The sequence below is a fragment of the Promicromonospora sp. NPDC060204 genome, from assembly GCF_042728455.1.
In the GTDB taxonomy this organism is placed as follows: Bacteria; Actinomycetota; Actinomycetes; order Actinomycetales; family Cellulomonadaceae; genus Promicromonospora.
The window spans coordinates 1-12809 of record NZ_JBHWZO010000179.1; the positions used below are offsets into that span (position 1 = coordinate 1).

A 12809-nucleotide genomic window follows, 5' to 3' on the forward strand; every position below is an offset into this window, starting at 1 on the left:
CTCGTGCGGCACGACTTCACGCACGAGGGTCCGCTCGCCAGGGTCCTCCGGCCGGCCTACCAGGGCGTCGCCGGGCTCCGGCTCGACCGCCTGCGCCGGGTGCTGACCGGCTGACGCCGGACCCAGGGGCGCGGCATCAGCCGGCCTCGCCGACGAGCGAGGGCTCGACCGCGGCGGTCGCGCCGGGCAGCTTGAGCGCGGCGGCGAGGACCAGCGCCGCGATGAGGCAGACGGCGGCGTTGGCGCCGACGGCGAGCCGGACGCCGTCGAGGAGGCCGTCAAGGAGGCCCGTGTCGAGGCGACTCGCGACGACCGCCGACATCACGGGGGTGCCGAGCGTGATCCCGACCTGCTGGCTCATGCTCACCAGCCCGGTCGCCAGCCCCTGGCTGGCGGTGGGGACGCCGGCCGTCGACGCGACCGTGTAGCCGACGATCGCCACGAGGTTGGCCACCCCGCCGACGAACGTGAGCAGCAGGAGCGGGACCACCCAGGCGTGCGACCTGTCGACGAACGCCAGGGGAGCCGTGGCCGCGGCCTGGACCAGGAACCCGAGGACGATCACCCGCTTGGCGCCGGTGCGCCCGATGAGCCTGGGCGCGAGCAGGCCGCCCACGACGGTACCGACACCGAGGACGGCAAGCATCAGTCCGGCGGTGACGGAGTCGAAGCCCAGGAGATCCTGCAGGTAGATGGTCAGGAGGAAGACCAGGGACGTCTCCGTCGCGAAGGCCAGCAGCCCGGCGGCGTTGCCCCACGCCACGTTCCCGCGGCGCAGCAGGTGCGGCGCGACCAGGGGAGAGGGGACCCGGTGCTCGACCACCCAGAACAGGCCCAGCAGCGCGACCGCGCCGACGAGCGGACCCCAGGCGGCCGGGTCCGACCAGCCGACCTGGCCCGCGCTGCTGATGCCGTAGACCAGGGAGAGGAGCGCCAGGGTCACCAGGAGCGCACCGGGCGCATCGAGGCGGGGCCGGTGGCCGGCGGGCCGTTCACGCAGCACGAGCGGCGCGATCACCAGCACGGCGATCGCGACGACGACGTTGACGAAGAAGGCCCACCGCCAGCTCGTGGTGCCCGTGAGCACGCCACCGAGGACGGCGCCGGTCGTGAATCCCGCTGCCATGAGCGCGCCGTTGAGGCCGAGGGCGCGGTCGCGGGCGGGCCCCTCGGCGAACATCGTGGCCAGCAGGGACAGCGCCGCGGGGGTGACCATCGCCGTCGCCAGGCCCTGGGCGACACGGGCACCGATGAGCGTTGCCGGGTCCTGCGCGAACCCGCCGAGCAACGACGACAGTCCCAGGACGACGATGCCGATCAGGAAGAGGCGACGCCGGCCGAACAGGTCGGCGACCCGGCCGAAGAAGAGCGTGAACCCGGCCGCGCACAGCGCGAACGACGTCACGATCCACTGCAGCTCGGCGGTCGCGAAGCCCAGGTCGTGGCCGATCCGCGGCAGGGCCACGTTGAGGATGGAGAAGTCGACGGCGAGCGTGAAGTTGGCGGTCAGCAGGACGGCCAGGGCCAGTCGCTCTGCCGCGGTGAACCGGCTGCCCGGGGTGCTGCGTCTCTCCGTCGTGCGCTGAGTGCGCTGAGTGCTCTGAGTCATGGGTCGAGCATCGGAGCAGGCCGGAGCATGGACCAGACCCCTGCGTCGCCTAGCACTGCCAGGGGCAGGCTCGCCCTGCTCGGATGGGGGAGCATGGCGTCGTGAACGATTCCGCATCGAGCGACAGCCACGGCATCGGTGAGCTGGGCGAGTTCCTCCGCTCCCGCCGCGACCGGGTCGGTCCCGAGGACGTCGGTGTGCGTGCCTACGGACGCCGCCGGGTGCCCGGCCTGCGGCGCGAGGAGCTGGCCCAGCTCGCCGGCGTCTCGGCCACGTACTACACGCGCCTGGAGCAGGGGCAGTCGCAGAACGCCTCCGACGCGGTCATCGAGGCGCTGGCCCGTGCGCTGCGCCTCGACGAGGACGAGCGCACCCACCTGTTCGCCCTGGCCCGGCCGGCGTCGGGCAAGCGGCGGCCCGTCCTGAGGGCCGAGGAGCCCCAGGCGGGTGCCGTCCGGCTCCTGCACGCGATGCGCGACGTGCCCGCGCTCCTGCTGGGCCGGAGCAACGACGTCCTCGCCTGGAACCACGCCGGGCACCTGCTGATGGCCGGGCACCTCGACGTCGCCGCGCCGTCGCGCCCCGACGACCGGCCCAACCAGCTCCGGATGCTGTTCCTGGACCTGCACACCCGGGAGCTGCACCGGGACTGGTACGAGGAGGCGGCCGTCGCCGTGGCCTCGCTGCGCTACGTCGCCGCACAGTTTCCCGAGGACAGGGGCCTCATCGAGCTGGTCGGGGAGCTGAGCGTGCGGAGCGCGGACTTCGCCGGCCTGTGGGCCGGGCAGACGGTCCGCCTGTGCACCAGCGGCACCCGGCGCCTCCACCACCCCGTGGTCGGCGACCTCGATCTCGAGTACGAGGTGCTGCACCTGCCCGAGGGCCACGGCCAGCGGATCCTCACGCACACCGCGGTGCCGGGCAGCGCATCCGAGGCCGGGTTGCGTCTGCTGCTCGACGCAGCAGGAGGTGAGCGGACCGCCGAGTGGTGAGCCGTCGATCAGCCGTCGATCGGCCGTCGATCAGTTGTCGACCGGCTGTCGATCGCGACTCGTGAGGATCGGGGCGACGAACCCCACCGAACGGAGCACTTCCCGATGTCCTCGAACGAACTCGACGTATCCACGCTGCGCGCGCAGCTCGACGGCCGCCTCGTGCTGCCCGGCGATCCCGGGTGGGACGGCGCGCGCCAGGCGTGGCAGCTGACCGTCGACCAGCACCCGGAGGCCGTGGTCCTGGCGGCGAGCGCCAAGGACGTGGTGACCGCCGTGAACGCGGCTCGCGCGACAGGCCTGCGCGTGGCGGCGCAGGGCACCGGGCACAACGCGAGCCCCCTGGGCTCGCTGGCCGGCACGGTCCTGATCAAGACCTCGGAGATGCGCGGTGTCGTGATCGACCCCGAGGCGCGCACGGCTCGCGTCGAGGCCGGTGCGCTCTGGGGCGACGTCCAGGCCGCCGCGGCACCGCACGGGCTCGCCGGTCTGGCGGGCACCGCGGCGGACGTGGGTGTGGTCGGCTACACCCTCGGCGGCGGCCTGTCGTGGCTGGCCCGCAAGCACGGCCTGGCCGCGAACCAGGTCGTGGCGGCCGACGTCGTGACCGCGGACGGCGTGCTGCGGCGCATCGACGCGCAGACCGAGCCGGACCTGTTCTGGGCGATCCGCGGGGGCGGCGGCAGCTTCGCGGTCGTCACGGCGCTCGAGTTCAACCTCTTCGAGTTCGGCGAGCCCCTCGGCGGCACGCTGTTCTGGCCGATCGAGCGGGCCGCCGAGGTGCTGCACGCGTGGCGCGCCTGGACGGCGTCGGTCCCGGACGAGATCACGTCGGTCGGCCGGCTGCTGCGCTTCCCGCCGATGGAGGAGATCCCCGAGCCCGTGCGCGGCCAGTCGTTCGTGGTGGTCGAGCTGGTCTCCCTGCTGGACGCCGGCGCGACCGACGCCGTCCTCGCGCCGCTGCGCGCGCTGGCACCCGTCATGGACACCCTGCAGCCCTGCACGCCCCAGGCGCTGGCCGAGATCCACATGGACCCGCCGGGCCCCGTGCCCGGGACGGGCGACGGTCTCCTGCTGAACGAGCTGCCGTCCGAGGCACTGGACGCCTACCTCTCCGTGACCGGCCCGGAGGCGAACTTCCCGGTGCTCAGCGCCGAGATCCGCCACCTCGGCGGCGCCCTGGCGCCGCAGCCGGCGCAGGGCGGCGCGGTCAGCGGGTTCGAGGCGGCCTATGCCGTGTTCTCCGTGTCGATCACGCCCGTCGAGGCGGCCGTGAAGGCGACGCACAGCAGCCTGGACGCCCTGGCCGAGGCCATGCGCCCCTGGTCGGCCGATACCGGCTACCTGAACTTCGCCGAGCGCGCCGGCGGGGTGCCCTTCGCCGACCCCGGCACGCTCGACAGGCTCGGCCGGATCAAGGCGACGTACGACCCCGCTGACGTCGTCCGCGGCAACCACTCGGTCGCGCCCGCGCGGGCCTGACCCCACCGCCGTCCTCGTGGCCGCCTCCTTGAGGGAGGACGGCGGCCACGAGGGCCACCCGCCCACGAGGACCACCGGCTCACGAGGACCACCCGGAGGCGGGGTCAGCTCGCCGCGTACAGCTCGGCGCGGTCCCGCGGCACCGGCCACGCGTCGAGCTCGTCGGCGGCCTCCGGCCGGCGTCGGGCGAAGGCGCGCACGACCCCCGCCATCCGGTACGTGGTGCTGTGCGGCAGGCCTGCCGGGCCGTTCTCGGTGAGCAGGCCGAGCTCGACGAGCGAGTCGAGGACGCTCCAGACGTCCTCGCAGGTCAGACCCAACGCGTCGGCGGCCTCGTGGATGGCGAAGGTCTCGCTCTCCAGCCCCGCGGTCCGCCGCAGTGCCCGCGCCTGGGCGGGCCGCAGGCGCAGGTAGGCCCGCAGGACGGGCGCCTCGGCGAGCAGGCAGTCGTCGTGCACCGTCTCGGCCGGGTTGGCGAGCTCGTGGGCGAGCTGATCGGCCATCGCGGAGACGCTCCAGCGGGGGTGGGTGTTCAGCCGGCCGCCGATGAGACGCAGCGACAGCGGCCAGCCGCAGGAGAGCGCGACCAGGCGCGCGGCGGCGCCCGGGTCGACGGCGAGCCGGTCCGGACCGGCGACGTGCGTCAGGAGCCGCAGCCCGTCGTCGTCGGGCAAGGGGCCGGCCTGGACCCACGTGGCGCTCACCGGCTCGGGGTGCCAGCGCCGCGCGACGAACAGCACCGCGCTGCCGGACGGCAGCACGGCGGTCAGCGTGCCGAGCGCCGTGGTGTCCTCCACGCCGTCTAGGACCGCCAGGACGGGTCGGCCCCCGGTCGCGTCCCGGAGCTTGATCGCCCGGGCGGTCGCCGAGGCGGGTACGTCGGCGGGCGGGACGCCGTACGCGCCCAGCCAGGCACCGAGGATCTCGGTGAGGTCCCCGGCCATCTGGTCGAGGTCCCCGTACAGCCGGCCGCCGGGGTAGTGACCGACGGCGCGGTGGGCCGCCTCGACGACGAGCGCCGACCTGCCCAGGCCGTCGAGCCCGTGGACGCCGACGGCCGTGACGGTCCTGTCGGTCGTTCCGTCGGTCGTGGCGGTGAGCGCGCCGGCGATGCGGGCGAGCTCCGCGTGCCGGCCGGTGAAGTGGGGCAGGCGCGCGGGCAGCAGGGTGGGGCCCGGACCGGAGTGCTCGATCTGCTCGGTCGCGTGCGGCACGTGCTCGGGCGCGGTCAGGAGCCCGGGGTCCGACACGAGGATGCGCTGGTGCGCGGCCCGGAGCGCGGGCCCGGGATCGATGCCGAGCTCGTCGCGGAGCAGGGTCTCACCCGCGTGGTACACGGCCAGGGCGTCGGCCTGCCGGCCCTGCCGGTACAGCGCGCGCATGAGCAGCTCCCGCAGCCGTTCCAGGAACGGGTGCTGCTCCACGAGCAGCGTCAGCTCCGCCGCGACGTCCTCTTGCCCGGCGGCGTCGGTCCCGGCGTCGAGCATCGCCGCGAACCGGAGCTCGGTGGCAGCCAGGCGAGCGGCCTGCAGCCGGGCGCGCTGCCGCGCGAGGTACTCACCGGGCGCGCCGTCCAGGCCGTCGCCCGTCCAGAGCGCGAGCGCCTGGGTGAGCGATGTCGCCGCCGCACCCGGGCTGCCGGCCGCCGCCTGGTCCCGCCCGCGCGTCACGAGATCCCGGAAGACCACGGCGTCGACCGATCCGTGCGGGGTGTGCACCGCGTACCCGGTGCCGGCCGTCTTGATCACGACGGCCGACCCGGCGAAGACCTGCCGCAGCCGGGAGACGTAGGTGCGCAGCGTCCCCCAGGCACCCTTCGGCGGGACCTCGCCCCACAGCGCGTCGATGAGCTCCTCGCCGGGCACGACGCGGCCCTCGTGCAGCAGGAGCACGGCGAGCACCGCCCGTTGTTGCGGGGAACCGAGCGGTACCTCCGTCCCGTCCCGCCACATACGGACAGGGCCGAGCAGAGCCAGGTGAAGATCGGACATGAGGGGTTCGCTTCCCAGGTCGCGCGCGGACGTCGAGACGAGGCCGATCGACGCCCCAGGTTAGCGGAGCAGGGACTCCGTCGAGCTGTGTGCAGATATCTGTGTGTGCAGGGAAGCAGCGTCCGGGTGCCCTGATACATGCGACCGGGGTGATGAAGCCGTGGGCGGGGCTGCGCGGGACGTATCGGTACCTCCGCTCAGCGCAGCACCGCCGACAGCAGGTCCGTGCCCAGCGTCGTCAGCGCCGACCGGTCGAGCGTGTAGTGGACGTAGCGGCCGCGCCGTCGGCCCGTGAGCAGCCCGGCGCGGCGCAGGACGGCGAGGTGCCGGGACACCTCCGGGGGCGAGAGCTCCCAGGCGTGGGCCAGCTCGCTCGTGGTGTGCGGACCACGGGCCAGGGTGCGCAGCAGCCGCAGCCGCACCGGGTGCGCGAGCGCCTCCAGCCGGAGCGTGACCGTCTCCAGGGACACCGGTTCGGTCGGGCCCGCCTCCGCGACCGGGTACTGCACGACCGGCTGCCACCCGGGTGCGCGGACCACCGTCAGGTGCGGGCGGCCGAAGACGCTCGGGACGAAGGTGAGCGCGGTGCCGCGGGCGGCGGTCGCGCTGTCCTGGAGCTTGTCGACGACGATGCTGTCGCCGTCCGGCGCCAGGGTGACCGCGTCAGAGACCGAGGCGAGTGCGGCCGCGGTGCCGTGGCGCTGTAGCAGGTCGTTCTTCAGGCGCAGGTCGGTGGCGAGCCGCTCGGCGGCGCCCGCCCAGGCGGCGTCGAAGAACGCGTCGGCGCACTGTTCGAGGGTGCTGCGCACCCGTGCGCGCACGGCGACCGGGTCTGCGAGCAGCCGTTCCGCGAAGGCTTCCTGCTGCGGGCCGCGGGCCTGCGCCAGGTCCAGGGCCCGCTCGCGTGCGGTCGTGTCGGCGAGCGGCGACGGCCCCGCGAAATGGACCCGGTTGCTGCCGCACGTGGTGACGAGGGCGGACCTCACGTACTTCTCGTCGTCGATCCGGTCCACGTCGTCCAGCTCCTCGACGAGGGTCGGCTGGGGACGGGAAGGGACCAGGAAGTCGGCTCGCGAGGAGCGCCAGAGAAACTCCGCCTCCCGAAGCCGCTCGGCGAGCTCCGGCCGGAGCCCGGCCCACACGTCCGCGGCCCACGCGGCGTGCCGCGGATGGTGCCCGGGTTCGGCCAGCACGTGCAGCATCGCGGTGAGCTCTGCCAGCGGGGAGGCGGCGAACCGCAGTCGCTCGGACGGCCGGCCGCTGATGTCGATCCTCAACGTCACCCCCTGATGATCCCCGACCGTCCGGGCGGTGGGGGCGTCGATTGACGGTGTCCGTCAATCGACGTGCCCCGTCCGGGGAGCCGAACGCACCGTTGGCGCCATGGCAACCACGAAGATCCAGGTCCGCGCCCTCGTCCGCGCCTCCGGCGGCCCCCGCTACGCCGCCGCGTTGGCCGTGGACGCGCTCGGCACCGGGATGATGCGGCCGTTCCTGCTGCTCTACGGCGTTGCCGTGCTCGGACTGTCCGCGCCGGCCACGGGTATCGCCATGACGGTCGGCATCGTCGTGGGTCTGGGGTGCATGCCCGCGGTCGGCCGATGGCTGGACCGGGGCGCGCGCAGCACGGTCGTGGCGGCGTCGATGCTGGTGCGGGTGGCGGGCGTGGTGCTGCTGCTCGCCACCCCGGCGGGGCACCTGTGGCCGTTCGCGACGGCGGCGCTCTTCCTCGGCATCGGCAACCAGGCGTGGCCGGCCGCCCACGCGGCGCTCGTTGCCACGGTCGCCCACGGCCGGGAACGTGACGCGGCGCTCGCGGCGGGCCGCACCCTGCGCAACGCCGGACTGGGGGTGGGCGCGCTGCTGGCCACGGCGTGCCTGGCGGGTGGCACCACCGCGCTGCGGGTGCTGGCGGTCGTCACCGGGCTCGCCTATCTCACCGCTGCCGCGTTGGCGTGGTCCGTCCGCCTGCGCGCCCGTCCGGCCGCTGCGCCGGCAGGCGCCGGGGTCGACGACGGGGCCGACGACGGGCGCGCTCGGCCGGCACCCCGCATGCGCGCGGTCCTGGCCGCCAACGTGGTCTACGCCTTCTGCCTCAACGTCCCCGAGGTCGCGGTCCCGCTCGTCCTGGTGACCCAGCTCGGCGCTTCCCCGGTGTGGTCGGGAGCCGTCTTCGTGGTGAACACGGTGCTGGTGGTCACCCTGCAGGTCCCGGTCACCGTCCTGATGTCCCGCTTCTCCCGGCGGACGGCGCTGGCGCTCGCCGGCGCGGTCCTCACCGCCTCCTACCTCGGCTTCCTCGTGGCCACGTCGCTGGGGCACGGCTGGGCCGCCCCCGCCGTCGTCGCGGTGTCCGTGGTCTGCACCCTCGGCGAGATCATCTACGCGGGCAGCGTCACCGCGCTCGTCACCGTCCTCGCCCCGGTCCACGTCCTGGGCCGCGCCCTCGCGCGGCTCCAGCTCTCCACGGGCTTCGGGCTCGCCGTCTCCCCGGCGGTCATCACCGCCCTCGCACCCCTCGGCCCGGCCGTCCTCTGGGGCGGGCTCGCCGCTGCGACGCTCGTCTCGGCCTCCGCCGTCGCCGTCGAGAAGGAGTCGCCGGCGAGCAGGCTCGGGTCACCTGGATCGGGTGACACGACCCTCGCCGCGCGCTCCTAGGGTCGCGACCTGGCTCGTCAGGCTCAAGGGGGTTCGCATGGGTGGCGCGATAGGTCAGTCCCTGCCCGTCGCGGTGGGTGTGCTCGTCAGCCCGCTGCCGATCGTGGCCGTGGTGCTCATGCTCGTGAGCAGGCGGGCCCGCGCCAACGCGCTGGCCTTCGTCGCCGCGTGGTTCGTGGCGGTGTTCGCCGTGGTCGCCGTCGTGGCCCTCGTCGCGGGGAACGCGAGCCCGGACGCCGACGGCCCGGCGCCGGGGACGGGCTGGCTCAAGATCGTGCTCGGCGTCCTGCTGCTGTTCCTCAGCGTCCGGCAGTGGCGCGGCCGGCCGAAGCCTGGCGTCGAGCCGCCCGCGCCGCGGTGGATGGCGGCGATCGACGGGTTCACGCCCGCCCGATCGGCCGGGCTCGCGGTCCTGCTCGCCGTGGTGAACCCGAAGAACCTGCTCCTTGTCGTGTCCGGGGGCCTGGCGGTAGCCGGGGCCGGCGCCCACGAGGCGAGCACGACGGTCGTCGCCGCGCTCGTGTTCGCCGTGGTCGCCAGCGCCGGCGTCGCGGCGCCGGTCGTCATCTACTTCTCGATGGGGACGCGGGGAGGAACGGTCCTCGACGAGCTGAAAGCCTGGATGATCCACAACAACGCGACGATCATGACCGTCCTGCTGCTCGTGCTCGGGGCGAAGCTGCTCGGCGACGGAATCTCCATCGTCTAGCGCGGGGCGTCGGCCCTGGTGAGTTTGCGTGCCTGGTCGCGGAACGTCGAGGGCGACGACCCGACGACGCGGCGGAACGCCGTGCTGAACGCGCTCTCGGACTGGTAGCCCGTGGCCCGGGCGAGCTCCGAGATCGACAGCGTGCCGCGGGCGAGGGCGTCGCGCGCAAGGTTCATGCGCCAGCGGATCAGGTAGTCCAGGGGCGGGACGCCGACGTGGCTCTTGAAGGCCTGGGCGAACGCGGACCGCGACATGTGGCTGATCTCCGCGAGCTCCTGGAGCGTCCAGGGGTGCGCGATGTCGGCGTGCACGGCGCGCAGGGCGGCGCCGATGCCGTCCTCGTTCAGGGCGCCCAGCCAGCCGGTGGGCCGGTCCGTCCGGCCGGCGTGCGCTCGCAGCATGTGCACGAGCAGGATCTGCGCGAGGTGGCTCTGCACCAGCGGGCCCCCGGCGGCGGTGGCCTCGACCTCGGTGGCCAGGAGGGTGATCAGCTGCCCCAGCTCCAGGCCGCGCGGGTCGGCCGCGCGGACGATTACGAGCGGCGGCAGGAGGTCGGTCAGGAGGGTGGCGTTGCCGTCGTCGAACGCGATGTGCCCGACGCACAGGTACAGGTCCTGCTCGTCCTCCTCAGGCTCGGGGCCGATCCGCACGGATCCGTCCTCGGCACGGGCCCACACCTGCTCCGCGGGACGCGTCCGCGCGCCGGGCGTGCTGGCCAGCACGTACGGCGGCGGGTTGCCCAGCATGAAGGTGTCACCCTCCTGCAGGAGCACCGGCTCGTGCCCGTCCAGGACCAGCCAGCAGCTGCCCCGCACGAGGCCGCCGATCCGGACGTGCGGGAACTGGTCGAAGTGCAAACCCCACTCGCCCGTGGCGTACAGGCTCGGCCCGACCACCGTGCGGGGCCGGAGCAGGCTGATCGCGTCGGCCACCGGATCGCTGAAACCGAGCAACACCCAACTCCTGGACTATCGGTAACGAATCCTGGACTATCCGTTATGGATGATACCTCCGTGGTCCCGCAGGATCGATGCGTGAGCAGATCAGCGACGGAAGGTAACAGGGAGATCCACATGGGACAGCTTGAGGGCAGGACGGCGGTCGTGACCGGCGGCAGCACCGGCATCGGCCTGGCCACCGCGGTGCGGCTGGCGGACGAGGGCGCGTACGTGTTCGTCACGGGGCGGCGCGAGGCCGAGCTGGAGGCGGCCGTCCGGACCGTCGGGGAGGACCGGGCCACCGCGGTCGTCGGCGACATCGCGGAGCCCGCAGACCTGGACCGGCTCTACGCCGCGGTCCGGGCCCGGGGCAAGGGGCTGGACGTGCTCGTGGCGAACGCGGCGGTCGGCTCGTTCGTGACGCTGGAGGAGACCACCGAGGAGCACTTCGACCAGACCTTCGCGGTCAACGTGCGGGGCACGCTGTTCACCGTGCAGAAGGCGCTCCCGCTGCTCAACGAGGGCGCCTCGGTGATCCTGACCGGGTCCACGGCCGCCGACCGGGGGATGGCGGCGTTCGGCGCGTACTCGGCGTCGAAGGCCGCGGTCCGGTCGTTCGCCCGGACCTGGTCCAACGAGCTCAAGGGGCGCGGCATCCGGGTCAACGTCGTCTCGCCGGCCTGGATCGAGACGCCCGGCGGTACCGCCGCCTTCGGCGACGAGGACACCGCCCGGGCGATCAAGGAGCAGGTCGTCGCGACCGTGCCCAAGGGCCGGATGGGGCAGCCCGAGGAGGCCGCCGCGGTCATGGCCTTCCTCGCCTCGGAACAGAGCAGCTACGTCGTCGGCAGCAATCTCTACGTCGACGGCGGCACCAACCAGGTCTGAGCGCCTCCATGTCGTTCCGGGTTGCGGTAGTCCGAAGTGGTGGGTAGTACAGTACGGAACTATATTGCCGTTCCGCCCCATACCGCTCCGGACTATCCCGGACACCAGGAGGTCGCATGCCGGTCGACGCCGCGCAGCTCTGGACACTGAACCACCGCCTGCTCACCGCCGTGCTCGACGAGTGCAGCGCCGAGCTGGAGGAGCTCGGGCTGGAGCCGAAGGAGTTCTTCGTCCTCGCCGAGGTCGCCGCGTCGCCGTACCCGGCCCAGCTCGCCACGGCCCTCGTGATCCCGAAGGCGAGCGTCACGGTCTACGTGCGCAACCTCGTCGCCAAGGGATTCATGCGGCGCGAGATCGACGACGCCGACCTGCGGCGCCACCGGCTCGTGCTCACCGACGACGGCGTCGCCGCGCGGGACCGCTCCTTCGCCGCGCTCGCGACGGCGTTCGAGCGCAGGCTGGCGCTGATCGGACCCGGAGACCGGGCCGAGCTGGCCCGCATCCTGACGGCGCTGCTCGCACCCGCCCCGCAGGTGGCACGGTGAGCCCCGACCACGTGAGCACCGACGGGCGGGAGACCCGGCCGTGGACCGGGGCCGAGCTCGCCCTGCTCGCGCGGACGGAGCTCATCCGCGTCGCGGGAGCCCGCGACGACGGGACGCTGCGGCCCTTCGCGCTCGTCGGGCACGTCCGGCTCGGCCGGGACGAGCTGGTCCGCTCGCTCAACGGGCCCGACGGCGCCTGGTACCGCGGCGCGGTCCGGTCGGGCCACGGCGAGATCGACGTCGACGGGCGACGCATCGCCGTCGCGTTCGTCCGGGATCTCGGGCGTGCGGCGGAGGTCGACCAGGCGCTGCGCGACCGATATGGCGACGACTCCGGCGTCCGCCGGATGACCCGTTCGCCGGCGCGCGACGCGACGCTCCGGGTGGTCCCGCTGGGGACCGACGGGTGATCAGGCGCCTTCGCGCAGGTACAGGTCGCGCAGCAGGCCGATCTCGCCGCCGTGGTGCGAGACCTCGACCAGGGCGTGCAGCGCGAGCTTCAGGTAGGTCTCCTCCGCCCAGCCACCGGGACCCCGGCCGATCGGCGCCAGCAGGCGCGCGTCGTCCATGGCGGCGATACGGGAGATGAACTGTTCCCAGTCGTCGGCGAGCGCCTGGATGCCCTCCTTCGCGGTGCCCGGCCACTCGTGGCGGTCGGGGAACTCGGGGGCGTCGTCGAAGAAGTGGATCACGTAGCCGCGCAGGCAGAGGCTGCCGATGTGCCAGATGCGCCAGGCGATCGTCGTGACGGGGTCCGGCTCGCCCGGAGCCGGCTTCGGAAACAGGTCGGCGACGCGGTAGACGCCGTCGTCGCCACGGCGGATGCTGAGGCAGTCGTCGACCGGCTCCCAGTGGTACTCGGCGTCGGTCAGCCCCTCGAGGCGCCCGAACAGCCGGGTGCGTGCGCGCTCGAAGATCGCCAGGATGTCGCGCGTGGCGGGGTCGGGCGCGGTCGTGTCTGCCATGTCGGCTCCAGGGTGTCGGTGGTCTCGGGTCG

At 73.8% G+C, this 12809-nt stretch carries 12 protein-coding genes; 7 read left to right on the top strand and 5 right to left on the bottom strand.

Going from position 1 to position 12809, the window contains the following annotated elements; translation table 11 throughout:
• Positions 1–136: 136 nt before the first annotated feature.
• On the bottom strand, positions 137–1609 hold the full coding sequence (locus tag ACFWEJ_RS20215; RefSeq protein WP_377230986.1) for an MFS transporter: 1473 nt from the start codon (positions 1607–1609) through the stop codon (positions 137–139).
• Positions 1610–1710: 101 nt separating this feature from the next.
• Here ACFWEJ_RS20215 and ACFWEJ_RS20220 point away from each other — a divergent pair, with 101 nt between their 5' ends.
• Both ACFWEJ_RS20220 and ACFWEJ_RS20225 read left to right on the top strand, forming a co-directional pair.
• Entirely contained in the window at positions 1711–2601 is an 891-nt protein-coding gene (locus ACFWEJ_RS20220; RefSeq protein WP_377230987.1) for a helix-turn-helix domain-containing protein, read from the top strand.
• A 105-nt stretch (positions 2602–2706) separates the two neighbouring features.
• On the top strand, positions 2707–4083 hold the full coding sequence (locus tag ACFWEJ_RS20225) for an FAD-binding oxidoreductase (protein ID WP_377230988.1): 1377 nt from the start codon (positions 2707–2709) through the stop codon (positions 4081–4083).
• Between the two features lie 104 nt (positions 4084–4187).
• On the opposite strand, the gene ACFWEJ_RS20230 is transcribed toward ACFWEJ_RS20225, so the two are convergent.
• Both ACFWEJ_RS20230 and ACFWEJ_RS20235 read right to left on the bottom strand, forming a co-directional pair.
• Positions 4188–6074 (bottom strand): BTAD domain-containing putative transcriptional regulator, encoded by a 1887-nt coding sequence (locus tag ACFWEJ_RS20230; RefSeq protein WP_377230989.1) that lies wholly within the window; start codon positions 6072–6074, stop codon positions 4188–4190.
• A gap of 197 nt (positions 6075–6271) precedes the next feature.
• Positions 6272–7357, bottom strand: a complete 1086-nt coding sequence (locus ACFWEJ_RS20235) for a DUF5937 family protein (RefSeq protein WP_377230990.1) — start codon at positions 7355–7357, stop codon at positions 6272–6274.
• A 100-nt stretch (positions 7358–7457) separates the two neighbouring features.
• Here ACFWEJ_RS20235 and ACFWEJ_RS20240 point away from each other — a divergent pair, with 100 nt between their 5' ends.
• Together ACFWEJ_RS20240 and ACFWEJ_RS20245 are read left to right on the top strand one after the other, a co-directional pair.
• Positions 7458–8732 (top strand): MFS transporter, encoded by a 1275-nt coding sequence (locus tag ACFWEJ_RS20240; RefSeq protein WP_377230991.1) that lies wholly within the window; start codon positions 7458–7460, stop codon positions 8730–8732.
• 37 nt (positions 8733–8769) lie between these two features.
• Positions 8770–9441, top strand: coding sequence for a GAP family protein (locus tag ACFWEJ_RS20245; protein ID WP_377230992.1), 672 nt, complete (start codon positions 8770–8772; stop codon positions 9439–9441).
• Here ACFWEJ_RS20245 and ACFWEJ_RS20250 read toward each other — a convergent pair.
• Entirely contained in the window at positions 9438–10394 is a 957-nt protein-coding gene (locus ACFWEJ_RS20250; protein WP_377230993.1) for an AraC family transcriptional regulator, read from the bottom strand. The genes ACFWEJ_RS20245 and ACFWEJ_RS20250 overlap by 4 nt on opposite strands.
• Positions 10395–10514: 120 nt before the next feature.
• Between ACFWEJ_RS20250 and ACFWEJ_RS20255 the strand changes: the two genes are divergently transcribed.
• The 3 genes from ACFWEJ_RS20255 to ACFWEJ_RS20265 all read left to right on the top strand — a co-directional run bounded on the left by ACFWEJ_RS20255 (position 10515) and on the right by ACFWEJ_RS20265 (position 12222).
• On the top strand, positions 10515–11267 hold the full coding sequence (locus tag ACFWEJ_RS20255) for an SDR family NAD(P)-dependent oxidoreductase (protein WP_377230994.1): 753 nt from the start codon (positions 10515–10517) through the stop codon (positions 11265–11267).
• 116 nt (positions 11268–11383) lie between these two features.
• Positions 11384–11812 carry a MarR family winged helix-turn-helix transcriptional regulator gene (locus tag ACFWEJ_RS20260; RefSeq protein ID WP_377230995.1) on the top strand — a complete coding sequence of 143 codons (429 nt, stop codon included), beginning with the start codon at positions 11384–11386 and terminating at the stop codon, positions 11810–11812.
• A complete protein-coding gene (locus ACFWEJ_RS20265; RefSeq protein WP_377230996.1) occupies positions 11809–12222 on the top strand; it encodes a DUF2255 family protein in 414 nt (137 codons plus the stop codon). Before ACFWEJ_RS20260 ends, ACFWEJ_RS20265 begins: the two co-directional genes overlap by 4 nt.
• Here ACFWEJ_RS20265 and ACFWEJ_RS20270 read toward each other — a convergent pair whose 3' ends face one another.
• Positions 12223–12777, bottom strand: coding sequence for a DinB family protein (locus ACFWEJ_RS20270; RefSeq protein WP_377230997.1), 555 nt, complete (start codon positions 12775–12777; stop codon positions 12223–12225). It abuts the gene before it with no gap.
• Between the last annotated feature and the right edge of the window lie 32 nt (positions 12778–12809).

Excerpts from the sequence above, each read along its gene's own strand:
- ACFWEJ_RS20215 (WP_377230986.1), bottom strand. The coding sequence starts at position 1,609 with ATGACTCAGAGCACTCAGCGCACTCAGCGCACGACGGAGAGACGCAGC.
- ACFWEJ_RS20225 (WP_377230988.1), top strand. The coding sequence starts at position 2,707 with ATGTCCTCGAACGAACTCGACGTATCCACGCTGCGCGCGCAGCTCGAC.
- ACFWEJ_RS20230 (WP_377230989.1), bottom strand. The coding sequence starts at position 6,074 with ATGTCCGATCTTCACCTGGCTCTGCTCGGCCCTGTCCGTATGTGGCGG.
- ACFWEJ_RS20240 (WP_377230991.1), top strand. The coding sequence starts at position 7,458 with ATGGCAACCACGAAGATCCAGGTCCGCGCCCTCGTCCGCGCCTCCGGC.
- ACFWEJ_RS20245 (WP_377230992.1), top strand. The coding sequence starts at position 8,770 with ATGGGTGGCGCGATAGGTCAGTCCCTGCCCGTCGCGGTGGGTGTGCTC.
- ACFWEJ_RS20255 (WP_377230994.1), top strand. The coding sequence starts at position 10,515 with ATGGGACAGCTTGAGGGCAGGACGGCGGTCGTGACCGGCGGCAGCACC.
- ACFWEJ_RS20260 (WP_377230995.1), top strand. The coding sequence starts at position 11,384 with ATGCCGGTCGACGCCGCGCAGCTCTGGACACTGAACCACCGCCTGCTC.
- ACFWEJ_RS20270 (WP_377230997.1), bottom strand. The coding sequence starts at position 12,777 with ATGGCAGACACGACCGCGCCCGACCCCGCCACGCGCGACATCCTGGCG.